The sequence below is a fragment of the Paracoccus amoyensis genome, from assembly GCF_014490725.1.
Classification (GTDB): Bacteria; Pseudomonadota; Alphaproteobacteria; order Rhodobacterales; family Rhodobacteraceae; genus Paracoccus; species Paracoccus amoyensis.
Window position 1 is genome coordinate 243,571 of the sequence record NZ_JACOQL010000003.1, and the last position, 21,194, is coordinate 264,764.

General features: G+C 59.8%; 21 protein-coding genes and 1 pseudogene. 6 read left to right on the plus strand and 16 right to left on the minus strand.

Annotation, left to right across the window (positions count from 1 at the left end):
* Positions 1-32 precede the first annotated feature (32 nt).
* The 3 genes from H4P12_RS10240 to H4P12_RS10250 all read right to left on the minus strand — a co-directional run bounded on the left by H4P12_RS10240 (position 33) and on the right by H4P12_RS10250 (position 3,143).
* Positions 33-1,175 carry an RsmB/NOP family class I SAM-dependent RNA methyltransferase gene (locus H4P12_RS10240; RefSeq protein ID WP_187793591.1) on the minus strand — a complete coding sequence of 381 codons (1,143 nt, stop codon included), beginning with the start codon at positions 1,173-1,175 and terminating at the stop codon, positions 33-35.
* A gap of 3 nt (positions 1,176-1,178) precedes the next feature.
* Positions 1,179-2,348, minus strand: coding sequence for a nucleotide sugar dehydrogenase (locus H4P12_RS10245; RefSeq protein WP_187793592.1), 1,170 nt, complete (start codon positions 2,346-2,348; stop codon positions 1,179-1,181).
* 153 nt (positions 2,349-2,501) lie between these two features.
* Positions 2,502-3,143: an autoinducer binding domain-containing protein gene (locus H4P12_RS10250; RefSeq protein WP_187793593.1), complete on the minus strand. Its 642-nt coding sequence runs from the start codon at positions 3,141-3,143 to the stop codon at positions 2,502-2,504.
* Between the two features lie 170 nt (positions 3,144-3,313).
* Between H4P12_RS10250 and H4P12_RS10255 the strand changes: the two genes are divergently transcribed.
* Both H4P12_RS10255 and H4P12_RS10260 read left to right on the plus strand, forming a co-directional pair.
* Positions 3,314-3,469 carry a hypothetical protein gene (locus H4P12_RS10255; RefSeq protein ID WP_187793594.1) on the plus strand — a complete coding sequence of 52 codons (156 nt, stop codon included), beginning with the start codon at positions 3,314-3,316 and terminating at the stop codon, positions 3,467-3,469.
* A gap of 10 nt (positions 3,470-3,479) precedes the next feature.
* Entirely contained in the window at positions 3,480-4,145 is a 666-nt protein-coding gene (locus tag H4P12_RS10260; RefSeq protein ID WP_187793595.1) for an acyl-homoserine-lactone synthase, read from the plus strand.
* Between the two features lie 59 nt (positions 4,146-4,204).
* Here H4P12_RS10260 and H4P12_RS10265 read toward each other — a convergent pair whose 3' ends face one another.
* Positions 4,205-4,972 (minus strand): NAD kinase, encoded by a 768-nt coding sequence (locus H4P12_RS10265; protein WP_187793596.1) that lies wholly within the window; start codon positions 4,970-4,972, stop codon positions 4,205-4,207.
* A 171-nt stretch (positions 4,973-5,143) separates the two neighbouring features.
* Here H4P12_RS10265 and glyA point away from each other — a divergent pair, with 171 nt between their 5' ends.
* Positions 5,144-6,439 (plus strand): serine hydroxymethyltransferase, encoded by a 1,296-nt coding sequence (gene glyA, locus H4P12_RS10270; RefSeq protein ID WP_187793597.1) that lies wholly within the window; start codon positions 5,144-5,146, stop codon positions 6,437-6,439.
* 124 nt (positions 6,440-6,563) lie between these two features.
* Positions 6,564-6,854: a hypothetical protein gene (locus tag H4P12_RS10275; RefSeq protein ID WP_425498214.1), complete on the plus strand. Its 291-nt coding sequence runs from the start codon at positions 6,564-6,566 to the stop codon at positions 6,852-6,854.
* Positions 6,855-7,185: 331 nt separating this feature from the next.
* Here H4P12_RS10275 and H4P12_RS10280 read toward each other — a convergent pair whose 3' ends face one another.
* The 10 genes from H4P12_RS10280 to H4P12_RS10325 form a co-directional block, all read right to left on the minus strand.
* Positions 7,186-8,712: an argininosuccinate lyase gene (locus H4P12_RS10280; RefSeq protein ID WP_187793598.1), complete on the minus strand. Its 1,527-nt coding sequence runs from the start codon at positions 8,710-8,712 to the stop codon at positions 7,186-7,188.
* Between the two features lie 101 nt (positions 8,713-8,813).
* Positions 8,814-9,596 (minus strand): crotonase/enoyl-CoA hydratase family protein, encoded by a 783-nt coding sequence (locus H4P12_RS10285; RefSeq protein WP_187793599.1) that lies wholly within the window; start codon positions 9,594-9,596, stop codon positions 8,814-8,816.
* Between the two features lie 8 nt (positions 9,597-9,604).
* The gene (locus tag H4P12_RS10290) at positions 9,605-10,156 is read right to left on the minus strand and encodes a hypothetical protein (protein WP_187793600.1); all 552 of its coding nucleotides are present in this window, start codon (positions 10,154-10,156) and stop codon (positions 9,605-9,607) included.
* A complete protein-coding gene (locus tag H4P12_RS10295; protein ID WP_187793601.1) occupies positions 10,153-11,013 on the minus strand; it encodes a hydroxymethylglutaryl-CoA lyase in 861 nt (286 codons plus the stop codon). The genes H4P12_RS10290 and H4P12_RS10295 overlap by 4 nt, the downstream gene beginning before the upstream one ends.
* Positions 11,006-11,653, minus strand: a complete 648-nt coding sequence (locus H4P12_RS10300) for a glutathione S-transferase family protein (protein WP_343069804.1) — start codon at positions 11,651-11,653, stop codon at positions 11,006-11,008. The genes H4P12_RS10295 and H4P12_RS10300 overlap by 8 nt, the downstream gene beginning before the upstream one ends.
* Positions 11,650-13,578 carry an acetyl-CoA carboxylase biotin carboxylase subunit gene (locus tag H4P12_RS10305; protein ID WP_187793602.1) on the minus strand — a complete coding sequence of 643 codons (1,929 nt, stop codon included), beginning with the start codon at positions 13,576-13,578 and terminating at the stop codon, positions 11,650-11,652. Before H4P12_RS10305 ends, H4P12_RS10300 begins: the two co-directional genes overlap by 4 nt.
* Positions 13,579-13,773: 195 nt before the next feature.
* Positions 13,774-15,378, minus strand: a complete 1,605-nt coding sequence (locus H4P12_RS10310; protein WP_187793603.1) for a carboxyl transferase domain-containing protein — start codon at positions 15,376-15,378, stop codon at positions 13,774-13,776.
* A 1-nt stretch (position 15,379) separates the two neighbouring features.
* On the minus strand, positions 15,380-15,859 hold the full coding sequence (locus H4P12_RS18780) for a lysozyme inhibitor LprI family protein (protein ID WP_187793604.1): 480 nt from the start codon (positions 15,857-15,859) through the stop codon (positions 15,380-15,382).
* Positions 15,860-15,891: 32 nt separating this feature from the next.
* A complete protein-coding gene (locus H4P12_RS19175; protein WP_187793605.1) occupies positions 15,892-16,413 on the minus strand; it encodes a lysozyme inhibitor LprI family protein in 522 nt (173 codons plus the stop codon).
* Positions 16,414-16,453: 40 nt separating this feature from the next.
* Entirely contained in the window at positions 16,454-17,614 is a 1,161-nt protein-coding gene (locus tag H4P12_RS10325; RefSeq protein WP_187793606.1) for an isovaleryl-CoA dehydrogenase, read from the minus strand.
* A gap of 132 nt (positions 17,615-17,746) precedes the next feature.
* On the opposite strand from H4P12_RS10325, the gene H4P12_RS10330 reads away from it, so the two are divergent.
* A complete protein-coding gene (locus H4P12_RS10330) occupies positions 17,747-18,355 on the plus strand; it encodes a histidine phosphatase family protein (RefSeq protein ID WP_246449231.1) in 609 nt (202 codons plus the stop codon).
* Positions 18,352-19,268: pseudogene (cbiB, locus tag H4P12_RS10335) on the plus strand (adenosylcobinamide-phosphate synthase CbiB). Before H4P12_RS10330 ends, cbiB begins: the two are co-directional and overlap by 4 nt.
* Here cbiB and H4P12_RS10340 read toward each other — a convergent pair.
* Complete coding sequence (locus H4P12_RS10340; RefSeq protein WP_187793607.1) at positions 19,240-20,745, minus strand: tripartite tricarboxylate transporter permease; 1,506 nt, start codon at positions 20,743-20,745, stop codon at positions 19,240-19,242. The pseudogene cbiB and the gene H4P12_RS10340 sit on opposite strands and share 29 nt — an antisense overlap.
* A 1-nt stretch (position 20,746) precedes the next feature.
* Positions 20,747-21,190, minus strand: coding sequence for a tripartite tricarboxylate transporter TctB family protein (locus H4P12_RS10345; protein WP_187793608.1), 444 nt, complete (start codon positions 21,188-21,190; stop codon positions 20,747-20,749).
* Positions 21,191-21,194: the final 4 nt, after the last annotated feature.

A 21,194-nucleotide genomic window follows, 5' to 3' on the forward strand; every position in this document is an offset into this window, starting at 1 on the left:
AATTGCGTTAATTTGCCGCAATTGTCGGGACATCAGACCTCTCGTTGCAGAAGCGCAAGAAAAAATCCGTCGCTTGCTTCCAGTGGCGTCCAATGATGGCGGGCCACCTGTTCAAACGGGGTTTCTGCCAGAAAAGCATCAATCTGATCGTCGTTCTCTTCACTAAAAAGAGAACAGGTCATATAGGCAAGATAGCCGCCCGGGCCGACGAAGCTCAGGGCGTTTCGCAAAATATCATGCTGCGTTTTCAACAGGTCATCCAGCGTGCCCGGTGCCATTCGCCATTTCGCATCCGGCGTGCGGCGCCACGTTCCAGACCCCGAGCAAGGCACGTCGGCAATCACCAGATCGAACGGACCGCCAACCTTATTCATCAGCTGCACGCGGGCGCCTGCACGTTTTGCTCGAGCGGGCAAATCGGCCATTCTTGCCGGATCGGCATCATGTGCCGTCAAACTCAGCCTGTCCGCCATGCCAGCAATTGCCAGCACTTTTCCCCCGCCACCCGCGCAATAATCCAGAACACGCATGCCGGGTCGTACGGGCAAGGCTGCGCAGGCAAGCTGTGGCGACAAATCCTGCAGCTCGACCAACCCGTCCTTATAAGCGTCGGACTGCGCCAGCTTGCGTTCATTGCTGACGACTTTCAGTGCCGTCGGGTGCCGGTCGTCTGCTTCAACTTCAATGCCGTCCCCGGCGAGTGCGGAGATGGCTTTGTCGGGGTTGCCGCGCAAGGAATTTACGCGAAGCCAGACCGGGGCGCGTTGCCGCATCGCATCTGCGACCGCTTCCGCCTGATCACCAAGCGACCGCCGCCAATAAGGCATGGCCCAATCTGGTAAATCGACCACATCGCCACCAGCAGCCATCATTTCAGCATCGGATAACGGGCCGGGTGCATAGCCCTGCCCGGTAAAAACCTGAGCCGGATCGTGGCCGTCAGCGCGCAACGCACCGATCATCAGCCCGCGCCCCGTCAGCGAACCGCCCATGGCCGCCAGACTGTTGCGGCGGCGCAAGGCGTCAAAAACCAGATCGCGGACAGCCGCCCGATCACCCGATCCGGCAAAGCGGCTGGTGCGCGACCAGCGCAGCAAGGCCTGCTCGGCGGGTTGGCCGCCCAGTATCTGGTCCAGAACCTCGATAGCGGCAGCGATCCGGGCAGAGGGTGTCATGCCCTAAATATCGCGCTGCAACAGATCGCGGGTAAAGACCTTGTCGGCCACATCCTCGATATCCGCGTTCAGGCGATTTGCGATGATGATGTCGGATTGCGCCTTGAACTGGTGCAGATCGCGCACAACCGGTGAATGAAAGAAATCCTCGGCATCCAGCGCGGGTTCGTAAACAACGCATTGGATGCCCTTGGCCTTGATCCGCTTCATGATGCCCTGAATGGCGCTGTCACGGAAGTTGTCCGAACCTTCTTTCATCACCAGACGATAAACGCCCACGGTTTCGGGCGAGCGCGCAATGATCTGCTCGGAAATGAAGTCCTTGCGCGTACGGTTTGATTCCACGATGGCCGCAATCAGGTTCTGCGGCACCGAGGAATAATTCGCCAGAAGCTGCTTGGTATCCTTGGGCAGGCAATAACCGCCATACCCAAAGGACGGGTTGTTATAGAAATCACCGATCCGCGGATCGTGACTGACGCCTTCGATGATGGCACGCGGATCGAGATTGTTGGTCAGTGCATAGCTGTCCAATTCGTTGAAATAGGCGACACGCATGGCAAGGAAGGTGTTGGCGAACAGCTTGATCGCCTCGGCTTCGGTCGAGTCGGTAAACAGGATCGGGACGTTCTTGTCCTCGGAGCCCTGCTTCAACAACTCGGCAAAATGGCGGGCCTTTTCGCTTTGACCGCCGACAATAATCCGGCTGGGATGCAGATTGTCATAAAGCGCCTTACCCTCGCGCAGAAATTCGGGCGAAAAAACGATCCCTTCATAGCCGAACTTATCGCGCATGCGGCGCGTGAAGCCGACCGGAACGGTGGATTTCACGACGATCATGGCGTCGGGTGCATGCTGACGGGCGCTTGAAATGACCGTTTCGACCGATTTGGTGTCAAAACCGTTGGTCTTGGCGTCATAGTTCGTCGGCGTGGCGACAATCACATAATCCGCACCAGTCAATGCTTCAGCAGCGTCCGTCGTCGCTGTCAGATCAAGCTCACGTTCGACAAAGAACCGAGCGATGTCGGCATCCTCGATCGGACTTTTACGGGCATTCACCGCATCGACCCGCTCTTTCACGATGTCCAGTGCAACGACCGGCCAATGCTGCGCCAGCAGAACGGCGTTCGACAAACCGACATAACCCAAACCAACAACTGCAACTCTCATTCCCGGCACTCCATCTGGAACCTTGCGCTACTTAGTCAGCGCTTGCGGCAAAGTCCACGGATGGTCTGACGTCCGCGCGAATCCCCGCCGTGGCAGAGCGAACCCCATGTACCCTTTCGGTCATTTGATCACACATTTTCTCCAGCCAAGCGTTCACAGATAGTTTCGGGCGACGGCAAGGGCGACAGCCTGCGTTCGCGTCTTGGCTCCCAGCTTGCTGCACGCCTTGATCGCACGCTGCTTTACGGTTGATTCAGACACGTCCAGATAATCAGCCGTTTCGGATTGTCCCATTCCGTCACGAAAACAGCGCAACACATCCAGTTCAGCGACGGTCAGCGAGGCCCGGTTCAGCACAAGGTCCGTCCACAGATTGAACTTGGTCGCCGCGGTCGCGATCTCTTGATCGGTGAATTCGCGATCAGGGTGCGATAAGGTTAAAAATGAACGCTTTCCAGCCACTTTACGCGAAATCGCCATTCCGTAATTCAGCTTGTAGCGGCGCGCGTGGCGCATCACGCCACGCACATCCGGTATGCGAACTTCTGACCAGCGCACGGCACCATCATTGGTGATGGTCCAGACGGCAATCGGGTCACCGAAGAAGTAATTGCGTTCTTCGTAAACGGCACGCCACGCTTCGGGATATGCGTTAAACAGGTGTTCTGGCCCACGATAGGTCAGGTTAAATCCCATGATCCAACCCGATGGCGCTAACTGGTGCAACGCGGTGATTTCATCATCAAAGTTTGGAATCAGATCCTTCAACACGCCATCTTTCCCTGCTGTGTTCACGTCAGCGTCAAGTTATGTCTTTTCGGACATACTAGAAAGGCAGTTTAGCGACTTTTTGCAAGACAATCACTCAAATCGGTCATTTATTAGATGTGTTCAAAATGGGAGTACCCTCGATGGTGAGCGGAATAAGAGAACCTCGCTTGGCAACTGCCGAGTTTAGTCGCGACATGGTTGAGACCATGCTGACCTACTTCGACCAATACGCGGAAGACGGCGTTTTGACGATTGAAGTGACCCAATGGGGCCTTTGGCTACCCAATCCTGAAACCGCGGGACGACAATTTCTGGGCCTCGCCCGGCTTCCCGAATATGTTAAACAATAGGAGCTTTAAAATGACCTCCATCCAGCGTGATGACGTTACGGTCGAAGTCGTTGTGCTTCCCCGCGACATGCACCGTTTCGACCTGATCACCTCATTTTTGCGCTTTAGAAAGCAGATCTTCGTGGACCGCATGGCTTGGCCGCTGCACCACGCTGAGGGGATCGAATTCGAACAGTACGATACCTTTGATACCGCCTATGTCGTCGCCCATCACGATGGCGAAATTGTGGGTGGTGCAAGATTGAAGCGCACGGACAAGGAATATGGCAATGGCGCGATTGTCTATTCCTATATGATCCGCGACGCCCATCTGGGACTGCTGCCGGGCATGCCGCACAATCTGTGCACCGACACGCCGCCGGTTGACGCAAAAAGCTGGGAACTGACCCGCTTTGCCGCGCAACCCGTGCCCGGATTGGCCGAGCGTATCCTGGAAGCCGCCAACGCTTATCTGTTCACGCTGGGCGCAGACCAATGCCTGTTTCTGGGTCCGCCTGCATTCCTGCGGATGGCCACGAAGCTGGGCTGGCAGCCCGAACCGATGGGCGATATCGTCAAGAATGACGACGGTCGCTTTCTGGCCTTTTCCTGTGCAGTGCTGGCACCTGAAAGCCGTCACGGCGTCACCGTTTTTCCTGCTGCGGCGCATCACGACGCCCGGCCATATGCACATTAAGCTGATACAGTTTTACATGTGAAGAACGGCCAGCCTGCGGCGTGGCCGATCTTCGCGTCTTAAACGAACTGCTCTCGAAGAAGTCTTTCTTCCAGTCCATGCCCGCTGTCGAACAGCAGGCGATGGCGGACATCCTGTGCGCTGCTGATTTCCACCCTGGTCACATGCCGGACCGAGCGTGAATCCGCATCGGCCATGACCGGTCTGCGTTCAGGGTTCAGAACCTCGATGACGACATTCGCAGCTTTGGGCAGCAAAGCGCCACGCCAACGGCGCGGACGAAACGGCGCGATCGCGGTCAGGGCCAACACCTCGGACCGGATCGGCAGAATCGGGCCATGCGCAGAGTAATTGTAAGCGGTTGACCCAGCCGGCGTCGACACAAGGACGCCATCGCAGACCAGTTCCTCCATCCGCATCTTGCCATCGACATGAACGCGCAGCTTGGCCGCCTGCGGGCCTTCACGCAGCAAGCTGACCTCATTGATTGCCAGCGCCCCCTGAACCGTTCCATCGGCGCGGGTTGCACGCATTTGCAGCGGATTGATGACGGTTTCTTCGGCAATGGCCAGCCGATCAGGCAGGTTATCTTCGGAATAAGCATTCATCAGAAAGCCAACCGTTCCGCGATTCATCCCGTAAACCGGTAAATCGTGCCCCTGCCCCTGCATCGCATGCAGGGTTTGCAACATGAATCCGTCACCCCCAAGGGCTACGACAATCCCGGCCTCTGCCAGCGGAACATGACCGTATCGCTTCACCATGACGGACAACGCCTGTTGGGCATGATCTGCCTGACTTGCGGTGAAATGAACCCGTGGCGACATCGTCAACCAACCTCCCTTGACCGGGGCAGCATCGGATGCAGGCCGCTTGAACGCAAGCCCCGTCGCGCCGCAGCCGCGTGCGGTCGCTTTTGACACTTTCCGCTTATTCGACCTTGGGTTAAGAGAACGCAGCGAAACCGCCCCTTGGCCTGACGAAAGGACGCGAGACCGATGACCTCTTCCACCACAGATACCGGCTTCTTTACCGAGACGATTGATAGCCGCGATCCCGAAATCGCCCGCGCGATCAAGCTGGAGCTTGGCCGTCAACGCGACGAAATCGAGTTGATCGCATCCGAAAACATTGTCTCGAAGGCCGTTCTGGAGGCACAAGGCTCGGTCCTGACGAACAAATACGCCGAAGGTTATCCGGGCAAACGCTATTATGGCGGCTGCCAATATGTCGATATCGTCGAAAATCTGGCGATCGAGCGGGCGAAGGAACTGTTCGATTGCGGTTTTGCCAACGTGCAGCCGAATTCGGGCTCGCAGATGAACCAGGCGGTGTTTCTGGCGCTGCTGCAGCCGGGCGACACCTTCATGGGGCTGGACCTGAATTCAGGCGGTCACCTGACCCATGGCAGCCCGGTCAACATGTCGGGCAAATGGTTCAACGTCGTCAGCTATGGCGTGCGTCAGCAGGATCAACTGCTGGATATGGAAGATATCCGCGCCAAGGCGTTGGAACATAAGCCAAAGCTGATCGTCGCAGGTGGCACCGCCTATAGCCGTGTCTGGGACTGGGCTGCATTCCGCAAGATCGCGGATGAGGTGGGCGCCTATCTGATGGTCGACATGGCCCATATCGCGGGTCTTGTTGCAGGTGGCCAGCATCCCTCGCCCCTGCCGCATGCCCATGTCGTCACCACCACCACCCATAAATCGCTGCGCGGCCCGCGCGGCGGCATGGTGCTGACAAATGACGCGGATATCGCGAAAAAGATCAACAGTGCTGTGTTCCCCGGTTTGCAGGGTGGCCCGCTGATGCATGTGATCGCAGCCAAGGCCGTCGCCTTCAAAGAGGCGCTGGACCCATCCTTCAACGATTACGCCGCACAGGTCGTCGCAAACGCCCGCGCCATGGCGGACGAGCTGATGAAAGGTGGCATCGACATCGTGTCGGGCGGCACCGACAACCATCTGTGTCTTGCCGATCTGCGACCCAAAGGCGTGACCGGAAAGGCGACCGAGGCCGCCCTTGGCCGTGCCCATATCACCTGCAACAAGAACGGCGTTCCGTTCGACCCGGAAAAGCCCTTTGTCACCTCGGGCATCCGTCTGGGTGCCCCTGCTGGTACGACGCGCGGCTTCAAGGAAGAAGAGTTCCGCCAGATCGCCCGCTGGATCGTCGAAGTTGTCGATGGACTTGCCAAGAACGGTGAAGACGGCAACGCCGAAGTCGAGGAAAAGGTGAAAGCCGAAGTGGCCCAGCTTTGCGCCCGCTTCCCGCTTTATGCCGGGATGTAAGACTGGCTTTGCGCTGAAATTTCAAAGCTCCGCCTGTCCGGAACGCACGCCCAGTTTCTGACATGCCAGAGCCTCGGCAAAATATTGTCGAGGCTCTGATTAACAATACTATTCATTTCTGCCCATGAACGACGACCAACTCGCCGAACTGGCAAAGGCGCTGGAATATATCGCGGGGCTACTGCTCTTCGGCTTCGTCTTCGCGGTGAATTCCTCGGTCCATTCCCAGCTGATCCTCGCCTTTGGATCGGCCGAGCGCATCACCCGCGATGTCGGCTTCTATGACATGGCCAATGCCGCCGGTCGCCTGATCGACACGCTGCTGTCAGCTGGCCGTGCTGGCGTTGTGTCCGAGCGCTGCGGCATGATGGCACTGGCAAGCTGGTGGGCGCCAAGGCGGCTTGGCGATATTTGACGCCAGAGCGGGGAAGCACGCGGCGATCGGAGGCCTGCGTTTATTTCGAGCCCGCTTTCAGTGCATCCGCCCCAAGCCGCTTCGCCAGTGCGAGAAGCGTTGGTGTCTTGGTCCGTCGCTTTGAAACAGGGATTATTGTATCGGAACCCGGCTTACTGATCGATGAGACGCTGCCAACAACCTCGACGCTACTTCCGCCACTTCGCAGAAAGTCTGACATATTGCCGGATCCCGAACCAGTTGTAATAGACTCGGCAGCCGCAAGGGTCATGTCCCGGCACGCGGAATGCGTCGCCCTTGCCCGAGGCCTTTTTATTGGGTCAAAGGGTGCTTACTGGCTTTCGACGGGCGCTTCGCCATCCGTCAGAAGCACATCAAAATCCTGATCCAATTTCGCCAGCGACGCGTCGATATGATCGCGCTTTTCAGCGATCCACGCCATCCGCGCGGTCAAGCCTTCGCGTGCTTTGCCAATCATCCGCGCCATCTCGGCCGGTTGTGGCCCGCCCAGGGTCGCGCGGTTCCGGACGATGGCAACAGGATCAAGCGTCGCGCGAAAGACCTCTTCGGTCAACGGCAGGGCTGGTGGATGGTCTGTGCCAGCCACCGTTTCAGCATATATCCGCTGTGCCTCGGCATAAGGGAAATCCAGTGGGCCAAGGCTGTTCTGCCGCGCATAGTTGACGATCTCGGAGGCGAAATGGTGCCCCTCGCGGAACGGCAGGCCATGGTCGCGCATCAACGCATCCGCCAGTTCCTGCGATGCGGTCCAGTCGCTGTTCAGTTCTTCCAGCGCACGATCGGAATTGATCACCAGCGCCTTGAGCACCTTGTCCAGCCGCACCAATGCCGCGATCCCGGCATCGACCATTGCGGCATTCGCATCGACATCCTTGGGGTCGGACATGCCCGGCGTGATGTTATGCGTCTGGATGACCGGCCCCATGGCCAGCGTCACCGCGGTCGACGCATCACTACGCGTGTTGTTCAGCAGCCCCGGATTTCGTTTTTGCGGCATCGCGCTGGAGACATAAGTGTTCTCACCCCCTTCCTCCAACAAGATCCACGGACGGGTCTGGGCATATTGCGTCATCAGGTCTTCGACGAAATTGCCGATATGCAGCGCAACCGAGGTGACGATCGCCCCCACCTCGACCGGCTGATCCATGGATGAAATCTGCGAGGCGTCATAGGCATTGTCCACGACCCCCGCAAAGCCAAGGTAATCGGCCATCCGTTCACGGTTCAGCGGCCAGCTTGTTCCATTCAGCACGGTCGTGCCCATCGCGCTACGATCAATCCGGGCATAGGCTTCGCGGATGCGCTGCGCATCGCGATCAAAACCCGCGGCGTGGCCCAGTAGATAATGGCCAAAGCTGTTCGGTTGCGCCGCCACACCATTGGTATAGTTCGGGACGATCGTATCCTTATGGCGGTCCGCCAGATCGACCAGCGTTGCCGATGTGGCGTTCAACTGATCCGCCAGTTCCAGCAGTTTATCCCGCAGCATCGCCGCACGATAGGTCGCGTGCATGTCCTGACTGGATCGGCCTGCATGGATCAGTGTCACATCAATCCCGCCTGCCTCGATCAAAAGCGGCTCGAAGGTAATGACCGTGCCGGGGCGGTCGGCGTCGGGCTGTTCGCCATCGTCGATCACCTTTGCCAGTGCCGTGGCAATTCCGGGCGCAAGTGCGGGATCAAGCAATCCTTCCTGCGCGTTGATGACGGTCGTGGCCTTGTTGATTTCACCCAGCCAGAAGAATTCATCACGAACCCCCGCATCCTGCGCAAAAGATGACGTCATGATCACGCATGACAGTGCGGCACCCGACAGCAGATTTCGGTGCAGTTTCATCGTCCCCTCCCCCTGATGATCAATCCAGAATAGGCCCGACATCGTGATTGTCACGGCGGGAGATCAAACAATTCAGGATTGAACAATTGGGTTTGGCGGCATCACGCCTGCCAGGCGGGCTTTCGTTTGTCAAAGAAGGCCGCGATGCCTTCGGGGGCCTCTGCGCCCTCCCAGACGGCAACAAGCCGGTCGATGCTGTCCTCGATCACGGCTTCATCAATGCGCGGACCCAAAGAGCGGCACTGCGCCTTGGCTGCCGCAATCGCACCGGGCGCGCCCAGCAGGAAGGGGGCGATTTCCGCCTCGATCGCGGTATCCAGATCATCCGGGGTCACGGCCCGGGCGGCCAAATTCAGCGTCACCGCCTCATCCGCGCCGAACAGTCGCGCCGAGAAGAACACCCGACGCGCTTTGTCCTCGCCCATGCGGGCCAGCACATAGGGGCCTATGGTTGCGGGGATCAGCCCCAGCTTCACCTCGGTCAGGCCGAATTTCGCGGTATCGGCGACAATGGCGATATCGCAGACCGACATCATGCCGACGCCCCCGCCAAACGCATTGCCATGAACCCGCCCGATCAGCGGCTTGGGCAGCGTATTCAGCGCAAACAGCATATGGGCCAACACGCGTGCACCAGCGCGGCGGGTATCCGCATCGGCATTGATCTGCGCCTTCATCCAGCCCAGATCACCGCCCGCGCAAAAACTGGCACCTTCTGCCGCCAGCACAACAACACGGACGGCGGGATCGCCGCCCAGCTGCGTCGCGGCGGTGGTCAGCTCTTCCATCATCTGCTGGGACAGCGCGTTATGTTTATCCGCCCGTGCAAGCCACAGGGTCGCAACGCCGCGTGCGTCGGTATCGATCCGGATCGTTTCAAACATCGGATTTCCTATTCAACGGTGAATTGCCACAGCGGTGACAGCGCACAAGCCGCGCCACCCGATCGCTGCGCCGCAAACTGACCTGACCACAGACGATATTGACCCGCAGGTAATGGCGTTGGTTGCGCCAATTGCTGTGCAATCGGTGTCGAGACGACGCCGCCCGATGCCGCCACGGAGGCCGCAGATGCCATAGCCGAGGCGGTCATGGGCACGTCCTGCCATGCCCCGCCCGTCTGCCGCTGCAAACGCGCCGCGCTGGCGGGTATGCGCATCTGAACCGGACCACCCGCACCATAGGTATAGGCACGCAGATAGATCGCCCCATCCGATTGTTTGGCGGTATTCAGTCGTGTCGGCGCAAACAGATCCAGCCGATAACTGCCGCAGTCACGCAGGCCGATATGGCTCAGTCCACGCCTTTCTGCGTTGAAGGCTGCCGATGCGGTCGTGCTGGCACCCGCAACCGGCGTGTTCACCGATTGCGTGCCCGTGCTGCCACATCCCGCCAGCACTGTCAGCGCAGCAAGCGCACCCCACCCGATCTCGCGCCCGATCACGCCGCCACCCGCATCGCCCGCGCCATGTTTGCGGCTTCCTGAATCACATCCATGTTTAGCCCCGTTTCATAGCCCTGCGCTGCAAGATGGGCCGCGACGGTTTCCGTCGCCACATTCCCCTTGGCACCCGGAGCATAGGGGCAACCGCCCAACCCGCCAACAGCCGCGTCAAAGACACGCAGACCACGGGCAAGACTGGCGTCGATGTTCAGCAAGGCACGTCCTGCGGTGTCATGATAGTGTCCGGCCAGTTTTTCGGCTGGCATCTGATCCAGAACCGCCGTCAACATGGTGTCGATCTTTTCCGGCGTTGCTTGACCGATGGTATCGCCCAGACTGATTTCATAGCATCCCATGTCACGCAATGCCGCCACGACCCTTGCCACATTTTCAGGGGCCACCACATCCCCTTCAAACGGGCTGTCGGTCACCATCGAGACATAGCCACGCACCGGCACTCCATCGGCCAGTGCCGCTTTGGCCACCGGAGCAAAGCGTGCAAGGCTTTCCGCAATGGTCGCATTCAGGTTCGCCTTGCTAAAGGCTTCCGAGGCGCTGGCGAAAATGGCGATCTCATTCGCCTTTGCAACCCGCGCCGCCTGATAGCCCTGCATATTCGGTGTCAGAACGGCATAGCTGACGCCGGGCACGCGGTGTATTCCCGCCATGACCTGTGCCGCATCCGCCATCTGCGGCACCCATTTCGGGCTGACAAAGCTGGTCACCTCGATCCGGCGAAAGCCTGCCGTCGACAGCAGGTCGACCAAGGCGATCTTTTCATCCGCCGGGATCAGTCGCTTTTCATTCTGCAGCCCGTCTCGCGGACCCATTTCAAAGATTTCAACAAAATCAGCCATCGGGAAGCTCATAGAAATCGCGTGTATACATGCTGCGTCCACCTTTCTCTGCTGCGCGCAGATATGCCGGGCGTGCCGTCATCCGGTCGCGATAAGCCGCAAAATTCGGATAAGCCTGCGCGGGCAGAAAGCGGAATACCGCATCAATATTGAACCCCAGCATACAGTCCGCACCTGAAAATTCTGACAGCAAGGTATCCGCGCCAGCCAAATGATTGTCCAACGCCCGCGCCGTGACGGCAAGCCGCCTGGTGTCCAGTTTCATCAGCGGCAGCGACCGCGCACTTTCGGGGCGCAGAAAGATGTGATGGATGTTCAACGCCTGCAACATATTCGCCTGCGTTTCGGCAAAGCTGATCCATTCCCAGAAATCTGCCCGCTCGGCATCGCCCGGTAATGGGGTCAGCCGCCCCTCCCGTTCGGTCAGATATTGCACGATGGCAGCAGATTCAAAGATCGACCGCCCATCGATTTCCAGCGCGGGAATGCGCCCTGCCGGCGACATCGCCAGATAATCGGGGCTGCGCAGTGATCCATCCGTCAGCGACCATTCCCGGATTTCATATTCCAGCCCCAGTTCTTCCAGAAGCCAAAGCACCCGGACCGAACGTGAGCCGGGGATATGGTGCAGGCGGATCACGCTTCTTCCTCTTCCAGCCGAATCAACGGTGCGCCGGCTTCAACCTGATCACCAGCTTTTGCCAGAACCTCAGCTACGACGCCGTCACGGGCCGCCGTCAGACTGTGTTCCATCTTCATCGCCTCCAGCACGGCAAGCCGGTCCCCGATCTTGACCTGCTGGCCCGCCTCGACATGGACGGATTTGACCAGTCCGGGCATCGGTGAACGTGTCAGGGCATCGCCACCAGCGGCTGATATGTCACGAGCCAGCGGATCAAGCGGTGTCAGATGAACGGTGCGCCCGCCAAAAACGCTGACGCCTGTATCATGGGTAACGATCCGGTTCCGACGCAGCGCATCATCGACCCACCAGCGATCCCCTTGCCAGCGGATGTCATGCGTTCCGCCGTCCAGGGTCACGCGTGCGGCACCGGGGCCAAGAACCTCCAGCACGGCTTCGCCACCGTCCCAGGCGATTGCCCGACGCAGCGGCTGCCAAAGCGTCGCCCCCCCACGTGCTTCGGGGTTGGCAAGCCCCGCCAGACCGATAACCGCCAAAGCCCGGGTCGCACTTTCCGCTTCGGACGAGGAAATCAGGCTGTCCAGATCACGCCCGATCAGTCCCGTATCAACCTCGCCCTTACGGAACCCCTCATGCCGCGTCAGCGCGATCAGAAAATCAAGATTGGTGACAGAGCCGGCGACCTCGGTATCGACCAGCGCCGCTTCCAATCCGCGCAAGGCGATGGCGCGCGTCGGACCATGTGTCACAACCTTGGCAATCATCGGATCATACCACGGGCTAATGGTATCGCCCTGCCTGACGCCGGTTTCGATCCGGGCACCGTCCGGAAACTTCAGGTGGGAAAGCCGTCCAGTTGCAGGCAGAAAACCCGCAGGAACATCCTCGGCATACAGGCGTGCCTCGAATGCATGACCATTGATGTGCAAATCCTCCTGCCGCGCCGGCAGCGGTTCGCCACTGGCCACACGCAACTGCCATTCGACCAGATCGACGCCCGTGATCGCCTCGGTCACCGGATGTTCGACCTGCAAACGGGTGTTCATCTCCATGAACCAGAAGCCGTCCGCACGCAGGCCATTCGCGCCGTCCACGATGAATTCAATCGTGCCTGCGCCCTTGTACCCAATTGCTTCGGCAGCCCTGACAGCCGCAGCCCCCATCACCTTGCGTATTTCATCGGTCATGCCGGGGGCCGGCGCTTCTTCGATCACCTTCTGATGACGACGTTGAAGCGAACAGTCACGCTCGAACAGATAAACCGCCCGATGACCGTCGCCGAAGACCTGAACTTCGATATGGCGCGGCTGAAGAACATATTTCTCGATCAGAACCGCCTCATTGCCAAAGGCGTTCTTCGCCTCAGATTGGGCCGAGGCCAAGGCGTCAGCAAAATCCTTGGGATCGTCAACGCGACGCATCCCTTTTCCGCCGCCACCCGCAACGGCCTTGATCAGAACCGGATAACCGATCCGGCTTGCCTGATCCGCCAGATAGGCGGGGTCCTGATTGGCCCCATGATAGCCGGGAACGACAGGAACGCCCGCATCCTCCATCAGCGCTTTTGCGGCGTCCTTCAGACCCATGGCCCTGATCGCCTTGGCAGAAGGGCCAATGAAAACCAGTCCTGCTGCTTCGACTGCATCCACGAAATCAGGATTTTCGGACAGGAATCCATATCCGGGATGAATTGCCTGCGCGCCGGTCTTCTTGGCGGCTTCGATGATCGCATCGCCGCGCAAATAGCTATCGGACGGTGCGGGACCGCCCAGATGAACCGCCTGATCTGCCATTGCGACATGACGTGCGCCGCGATCGGCATCGGAATAAACGGCAACCGTCGCAACGCCCATCCGGCGGCAGCTGTCGATGACACGGCAGGCGATCTCGCCCCGGTTGGCGATCAGGATCTTGGAGAACATGGCAAGTCCTTGGCTAAGTGGTACAGGGCGGGAATGTTGCGTCTTGGGTATTTAGGCAAAGAAGAACCCCTCATCCGGGCACCTCATTGAAATGCGGCGCGGCGTCAGCATCCAGAATGATAATCGCGATACAGGACGCGCCCACCATCTTCTGTGTGAAAATATCCCCGCCGGAGGCATCCATCATCACGACCCTCACATCCTGAAAATGCCGAAGCGCGTCGGCTGGATGGGCGCGTTCAGCGATGCGTGCAGCGACAGGGACAACACGTCGCGGCTTTTGCGGGGATCAATGATCCCATCATCCCAAAGGCGCGCAGATGCATAAAGGGGATGCGACTGGTGATCGAACATCTCAATCGTCGGACGCTTGAACTCGGCCTCTTCCTCGGCGGACCAGCTTCCGCCCGAACGCTCGATTCCGTCGCGCTTGACGGTGGCCAGCACGCCTGCGGCCTGTTCTCCCCCCATGACCGAGATGCGGCTATTGGGCCATGTCCACAGGAAACGCGGGCTATAGGCGCGGCCCGACATACCATAATTGCCCGCCCCGAACGACCCGCCGACCAGCATGGTGATCTTTGGCACATTCGTTGTTGCCACGGCCGTCACCATTTTGGCGCCGTGGCGGGCTATGCCTTCGTTTTCATATTTGCGACCGACCATGAAGCCGGTGACGTTCTGCAAGAAAACCAGCGGAATATTCCGCATCGAACACAGCTCGATGAAATGCGCGCCCTTTTGGGCGGCTTCGGAAAAGATCACGCCGTTATTGGCAATGATCCCCACTGGGCAACCTTCGATATGTGCAAATCCGGTGACCAGCGTTTCACCAAAACGCGCTTTGAATTCATCAAAGCGGCTGCCGTCGACGGTGCGGGCGATCACCTCGCGGATGTCATAAGGGGTGCGCAGATCGGCGGGCACGACCCCAAGGATTTCCTCGGGATCGTAAAGTGGTGCTTCTGGCGACTGCCAGTCCACTGTCGACGGCAATTTGCGGTTCAGGTTCGCGATCGCCCGCCGCGCCAGGGCCAGAGCATGGGCATCATCTTCGGCCAGATAATCGGCAACCCCGGACAGGCGCGTATGCACGTCGCCACCGCCCAGATCCTCGGCGCTGACAACCTCGCCCGTCGCGGCCTTGACCAAGGGGGGTCCCGCCAGAAAGATGGTGCCCTGATTGCGCACGATGATCGAGACATCCGACATCGCGGGCACATAGGCACCGCCCGCCGTGCTGGAGCCCATGACCACGGCGATCTGGGCGATCCCTTTGGCAGACATATTCGCCTGATTGTAGAAAATTCGACCGAAATGATCGCGGTCGGGGAAAACCTCGTCCTGATTGGGCAGGTTCGCGCCGCCGCTGTCGACCAGATAGACGCAGGGCAGATGGCACTGTTCGGCAATCTCCTGGGCGCGCAGATGTTTCTTGACCGTCATCGGATAGTAGGTGCCACCCTTGACCGTCGCGTCATTGGCCACGACCATCACATCCTGCCCATGGACCCGGCCGATGCCTGCGATCATGCCTGCGCCCGGCGCTGCGCCATCATACATGCCATGCGCCGCCGTGGCGCCGATTTCCAGAAACGGACTGCCGGGATCCAAAAGGTTCGCCACCCGTTCACGCGGCGGCATCTTGCCGCGACTGACATGCCTGTCCATGGCCTTTTGCCCGCCACCAGCCGCGGACAATTCGGCCGCATCCCGGGCCGTCGCCAGCAATGCCAGATGTGCCTGACGGTTGCTGCGGAAACTATCGGAATTGGTCAGCGCCTGTGATTTCAGCTTCATCTTAATATTCCCGCATATCTCTCAGCTGCAGCGCCCGGCGCGCCGTGTGGTTCATCTGGCAGGCGGCGGATGCGATCGTCCGCATCGAGCCGCCGCCATATCGGTCATAGGCAATTTCACAATCCGCATCCCTCATGGCGACCCATGCACGTTGCGCGGCTTGCAATTTCTCAGTCATGCCGGGGGTATCGGCGAAAGCCTTGCGATTTGCCTGATATTCCTGATTGAGCAGCCGGTCCCAGACTGCGTTTTCCGACATCAGGCATGCGCTGATTCCAGGCGTTGTCGAGCCGCTTTGCGTTGCAGTCTGACACGCCCCGGCCGCAACGCCGATACAATCTGGGTCGGTCTCACCTTTTGCGGTCTGAAGGACGCACACATCAACAATCATCTCGTTGACCATATGTTCTTGCGCATATGCCGCGCCAAAGGACAGGCCCGCGACAAGCAGGGCTGGAATGTGAATTCGGATTGTCGTCATATCCCCTCCCCCAGTTCAAACGCTTAGCCGCGTCATTGGTATTTCTGCAACCAGAAGAACTGCTGTGCGGTCAGCCGCATCATGCATTCGGTTGCGGCTGGCCCACCACCCGTGCCGCCGCCCCAACGGCTGCGCTCGTAACCGCAGGCCGCATCACGGAACGCGATCCAGTTGCGCTGCATATCGCGCAAATGGGGAACCTGCTTTTCCGCCGCCGATCCCAGTTCGGCCATTTCCTTATCCGTGGCCTCGGCGTCGGATAGCAGCGATTGATACGCCTCGTTCAGCTTGGCGTCCCAGATGTCGTATTCCTGACCAAGACACATGGACATGCCGACGGTCGTGCTTCCATCCGGCCCATCAAGGCAGGGATCGGCAGCGGCGGCGATGCAGCTTTCCCATGCAGGCTGCTGGTCCTGCGCCTCTCGCTCGCGTGCGCTGTCCAGACAGGCATCCACCAAGGCGGCATCAAAAGCCGAAGCTGGTTCGGTACTGTCCTGTGCCAGCACGGGCGCAGCGGCGAAAACGGCAAGGCACAAGGCAATTCGTATCACAGATCAGCTCCTGATTTGGTCAGCCCGTTCATGGGTTGGATCAACCAAGGTTCATCAATTCGCGGCCAATCAGCATGCGGCGGATTTCGCTGGTGCCAGCGCCAATCTCCATCAGCTTTGCGTCACGGAACAGACGGCTGACGACGCTGTCATTCAGGAAGCCCGCACCGCCAAGTGCCTGCACGGCCTGATGAGCCTGCACCATTGCCTGCTCGCTTGCATATAGCACCGCGCCGGCAGCGTCCTGCCGCGTCACCTTGCCTGCATCGCAGGCCTTGGCGACTTCATAGACATAGGCGCGGGCAGTGTTCAGCGCGACATACATATCAGCGATCTTGCCCTGCATCAGTTGGAACGAACCGATCGGCTGTCCGAACTGCTTGCGGTCGCGGATATAGGGCATGACTTCATCCAGACAGGCGGCCATGATGCCGGTGCCGATACCGGACAGAACAAGGCGTTCGTAGTCCAGACCGGACATCAGCACACGCACACCGCGACCTTCCTCGCCCAAGACATTCTCGAACGGGATTTCGCAGTTTTCAAAGATCAGCTCGCCCGTGTTGGACCCGCGCATGCCCAGCTTGTCGAAATGGGGCGAGGTTGAAAAACCCGCCATGCCACGTTCGACGATAAACGCGGTGATGCCCTTGCTGCCCGCTTCCGGGTCGGTCTTGGCATAGACGACCAGCGTCTGCGCGTCGGGAGCGTTGGTGATCCAGTATTTGTTGCCATTCAACACATAACGGTCGTTCTTCTTTTCCGCCCGCAGCTTCATGCTGACAACGTCGCTGCCCGCGCCTTCTTCGGACATGGCCAAGGCGCCGACGGCCTTGCCGCTGCACAGATCGGGCAGGTATTTCGCACGCTGCGCATCCGTGCCATTCAGTTTGATCTGGTTGACGCACAAATTCGAATGGGCGCCATAGGACAGGCTGACACTTGCGCTGGCCCGCGCCAACTCCTCGGTCGCGATCACATGGGCCAGATAGCCCATGCCGGAACCGCCATATTCCTCGGCCACGGTGATTCCCAACAGGCCCAGGTCGCCCATCTCGGTCCACAATTCATTCGGAAACTCGTTGGTTTGATCGACCTGCGATGCGATCGGCTTTACGCGATCCTGTGCCCAGCGATGCACCATATCGCGCAGGGCGTTGACATCTTCGCCCAGATCGAACTCCATACCCTGCGTGAACATTGGCAGCATCCCTCCCGGTTATTGAACGCATGTTCATTTAACGGGCTTTTACGGCAAGCCATCACGTCCCGTCAAGCGAAGCCTGCGCGGGAAGCGTGTTCAGGTCAACAGTGCAGGCTTGCCCCTGCCGGGATGACGGGACATTCTGCCCGCGACGCCAATCCGGGCGCCCCCAAAAGCTTTGCCACAGGACAACCCATGCCCCGAATTCTGCTGCTGCGCCATGCCCCTTCGCTGACCGGGGGACGGCTTGCCGGACGCAGGGATGTGGATGCCGATGTCAGCGACCGGGCCGCCTTTGACTGGATGCGCAAGCGGATTGGCACGGTCGCACAGACCATCAGCAGCCCGGCGCGACGATGCGTCAAAACCGCTGAAAACCTTGGTCTGCCCCCCGACAACATGAGCGATTCCCTATGGGAACAGCATTATGGTTCATGGGAAGGGATGAAATATCGCGACCTGCCGGATCTTGGACCCCTGTCTGCCGCAGATCTGGCGCAGCACTGCCCCGCAGGTGGCGAGAGTTTTCTGGACATGAGCGCGCGCGTCCTGCCGGAGTTGCAATTGATCCGGCAGGACACGCTGATCGTCGCCCATGCAGGCACGGTGCGGGCCGCGTTGTCACAGGTTGTCGGACATGCGGCATTGTCATTCGCCGTCGCGCCGCTTTCCCTGACCATCATGCGGCGCGATGGCGATGTCTGGTCCGTCGAAGCGGTGAACATCACCGGCCCATGACCTTCGTTATTGTTGCCATTGCCTTGATACTGGATGCCCTGCTGGGCTGGCCCGATGCGCTATATCAGCGGATCGGCCATCCGGTCACATGGCTGGGACGCATGATTTCGGCGCTTGAGGCACGCTGGAACAAGGGGGCTGAACGATTGCAAAGGGAATGGTCGTCAGCCTGATCGTGATTGCGGTCGCATATCTGGTTGGCCTTCTGCTGCAATCGGTCTTGGGGACGCTGGTGGCCGGTGTGTTGGCCTGGCCCTTGGTCGCGGCCCGTTCGCTTTACGATCACGTCAATGCCGTCGCCAAGCCCCTTGCTGCTGGCGATCTGCCAGCCGCACGACAGGCCATCTCGATGATCGTGGGGCGCGACGTGTCGCAAGCCGATGAAGCCGCCCTTGCGCGGGCCAGCATTGAAAGCCTGGCCGAAAACGCATCCGATGGCGTCGTCGCGCCGCTGTTCTGGGCAGCCGTCGCCGGGTTGCCGGGGATCGCTGCATATAAGGCGATCAATACGTTGGATTCGATGATCGGCCACCGGAATGATCGGTATGAACAATTCGGCAAATTCGCTGCGCGGCTGGATGATGTGGCGAATTGGGTTCCTGCGCGATTGACAGCGATCCTGTTTGCGCTGGCCGCACGGCATGTGCCCACTGTCTGGCGGACCACGCGACGCGACGCCGGCAAACACCGCTCTCCCAATGCAGGCTGGCCCGAAGCGGCAATGGCCGGAGCGTTGAACATCCGGCTGTCGGGGCCGCGCATCTATGGCGACAAAGCCGTGAACGAGCCTTGGCTGAACGCGGCTGCCCCCGATCCGACGGCCAAGGATATCACCCGCGCCCTGACTCTTTTCCGCCGGGCCATCATCATCGGCGCTGTCCCGGTCATCCTGTTGGCGTCGCTGCTTTTTTAGCCCGTCGCCAGACGCCAAGCAGCGAACCCAGAATCAACAGCACCGTCACCGCGACGAAGAACGCCGAAATCGGGCGTTCCAGAAACACCATGGGATCACCCCGTGAGATCAACATGGCGCGGCGCAGGTTCGTCTCGATCAGCGGGCCCAGAACAAAGCCCAACAGCAACAGCGCCGGATTGAACCGCGCCAGCGCCAGCAGATAGCCAGCCGCGCCAATCACCGCCACCGCCGCGATATCAAAGGTCGATCCGCGCACAGAATAAACGCCCAGACAGACAAAGACGATGATCGCCGGATACAACCAGCGGAATGGGATTCGCAGCAGGCTGACCCAGATCCCGATCAGCGGCAGGTTCAGGATCAGCAGCAGCAGGTTGCCGATGCCAAAGCTGACAACCAGACCCCAGAACATATCGGGATGCGCATCCAGCATCATCGGACCGGGTTGAATGCCGTGGATCACCAGCGCCCCCAGCATCAGCGCCATGATCGGATCGCCCGGAATGCCCAAGGTCAGCGTCGGCACAAAGGCTGTAATCGCAGCGGCGTTATTCGCGGCCTCGGGACCTGCCACACCCTCGATGGCACCATTGCCGAAATGCTCTGGCTGACGGGCGATGCGGCGTTCGGTGGCGTAGGACAGGAAGGACGAAATCGTCGACCCCGTTCCCGGCAGCGCCCCAAAGAAACAGCCAAGCGCGCTGCCGCGCAGCGTCGGCAATGTCATCCGGCGCAGATCTTCGCGGGTCGGGATCAGTTGGCGCAGGTTGACATGTTCCGGCACGCCTTTCCGTTCCGCGTCGCGAATATTGCCGATCACCTCGGCCACGCCGAACAGGCCCATGGCAAGTGCCACCAGATTGATGCCGTCCAACAGTTCGGTCCGGCCAAAGGTCAGCCGTGATGCGCCGCTGTTCACGTCGGTCCCGACGCATCCAAGGATCAGGCCCAGCACCACCATGGCAAAGGCCTTGGCTGGCCGCTGTGATCCGATGGTCGATGCGGCAACCAGTCCCAGAACCATCATCGCGGCATAATCCGCCGCCCCGAATTCCGTGGCGATACTGGCCAGCCAGCCCGACAGCCAGACCAGCGCGACAATCCCGATGACCGACCCGACAAAGGACGACATCATCGAGGCAAACAGCGCCACTCCGGCACGCCCCTGCTGCGCCATCGGATAGCCGTCCAGCGTCGTGACTGCCGATTGCGGCGTGCCGGGCAACCGCAGCAGGATCGAGGCGACCGCGCCGCCATATTGCGCCCCGTAATAGACACCGCCCAGCATGACCAAAGCGGCCTCGGGACTGATGTAAAAGGTGATCGGCAACAGCAGCGAAATCGCCGCCATCGCGCCGATCCCCGGCAAAACCCCGATCACGGTGCCCAGCACGACGCCCAGCACGCAATAGATCAGCACCGAAGGATGCAGCGCGACCGCAAAGCCTGTCAGGATACCATCCCATGTGCCCATGTCAGAAATCCGGCCAGACAGGGATGGTCATCTGCAACCCCTGTTTGAAGATGACCCATGTCAGCACGGTAATCACCAAAGCCAGGATGATCCGCCATAGCCAGCCACCGCGCGGTGCGGCGAGACTGGCGATCAGAACGGCGCTGGCGGTCGATGTGACCAGCCCCAACCTGGTCAGCCCAAATCCGAAAATGGCAATCGCCGCCAGAACCACAACTGCGTCAAGGGCAGCAAATGGCGCAACGACACCTGCGCGAAACCATGCGGGAATGGCGATCAGCAACCCAAGGCCAGCCAGGATGGCACCCAGAACGACGGGAAAGAATCCCGGGCCCATCTGGCGCATCGTGCCGAAATCGTAATGGCCAAGGCAATACAGCGCAACAGCCGCGCCAGTGGCGGTCATCGCGGCACCGCCCCAGAGGTCGTGATAGTCGCGCTGCATCTTT

What these genes read in the sequence shown, in the direction of transcription:
- H4P12_RS10330 (WP_246449231.1), top strand. Translation starts at nt 17,747, where the DNA reads ATGACGGGACATTCTGCCCGCGACGCCAATCCGGGCGCCCCCAAAAGC.
- H4P12_RS10340 (WP_187793607.1), bottom strand. Translation starts at nt 20,745, where the DNA reads ATGGGCACATGGGATGGTATCCTGACAGGCTTTGCGGTCGCGCTGCAT.
- H4P12_RS10240 (WP_187793591.1), bottom strand. Translation starts at nt 1,175, where the DNA reads ATGACACCCTCTGCCCGGATCGCTGCCGCTATCGAGGTTCTGGACCAG.
- H4P12_RS10295 (WP_187793601.1), bottom strand. Translation starts at nt 11,013, where the DNA reads ATGGCTGATTTTGTTGAAATCTTTGAAATGGGTCCGCGAGACGGGCTG.
- H4P12_RS10285 (WP_187793599.1), bottom strand. Translation starts at nt 9,596, where the DNA reads ATGTTTGAAACGATCCGGATCGATACCGACGCACGCGGCGTTGCGACC.
- H4P12_RS10345 (WP_187793608.1), bottom strand. Translation starts at nt 21,190, where the DNA reads ATGCAGCGCGACTATCACGACCTCTGGGGCGGTGCCGCGATGACCGCC.
- H4P12_RS10245 (WP_187793592.1), bottom strand. Translation starts at nt 2,348, where the DNA reads ATGAGAGTTGCAGTTGTTGGTTTGGGTTATGTCGGTTTGTCGAACGCC.
- H4P12_RS10255 (WP_187793594.1), top strand. Translation starts at nt 3,314, where the DNA reads ATGGTTGAGACCATGCTGACCTACTTCGACCAATACGCGGAAGACGGC.
- H4P12_RS10265 (WP_187793596.1), bottom strand. Translation starts at nt 4,972, where the DNA reads ATGTCGCCACGGGTTCATTTCACCGCAAGTCAGGCAGATCATGCCCAA.
- H4P12_RS10275 (WP_425498214.1), top strand. Translation starts at nt 6,564, where the DNA reads ATGAACGACGACCAACTCGCCGAACTGGCAAAGGCGCTGGAATATATC.
- H4P12_RS10310 (WP_187793603.1), bottom strand. Translation starts at nt 15,378, where the DNA reads ATGAAGCTGAAATCACAGGCGCTGACCAATTCCGATAGTTTCCGCAGC.
- H4P12_RS10260 (WP_187793595.1), top strand. Translation starts at nt 3,480, where the DNA reads ATGACCTCCATCCAGCGTGATGACGTTACGGTCGAAGTCGTTGTGCTT.
- H4P12_RS10305 (WP_187793602.1), bottom strand. Translation starts at nt 13,578, where the DNA reads ATGTTCTCCAAGATCCTGATCGCCAACCGGGGCGAGATCGCCTGCCGT.
- H4P12_RS18780 (WP_187793604.1), bottom strand. Translation starts at nt 15,859, where the DNA reads ATGACGACAATCCGAATTCACATTCCAGCCCTGCTTGTCGCGGGCCTG.
- glyA (WP_187793597.1), top strand. Translation starts at nt 5,144, where the DNA reads ATGACCTCTTCCACCACAGATACCGGCTTCTTTACCGAGACGATTGAT.
- H4P12_RS10280 (WP_187793598.1), bottom strand. Translation starts at nt 8,712, where the DNA reads ATGAAACTGCACCGAAATCTGCTGTCGGGTGCCGCACTGTCATGCGTG.
- H4P12_RS10325 (WP_187793606.1), bottom strand. Translation starts at nt 17,614, where the DNA reads ATGTTCACGCAGGGTATGGAGTTCGATCTGGGCGAAGATGTCAACGCC.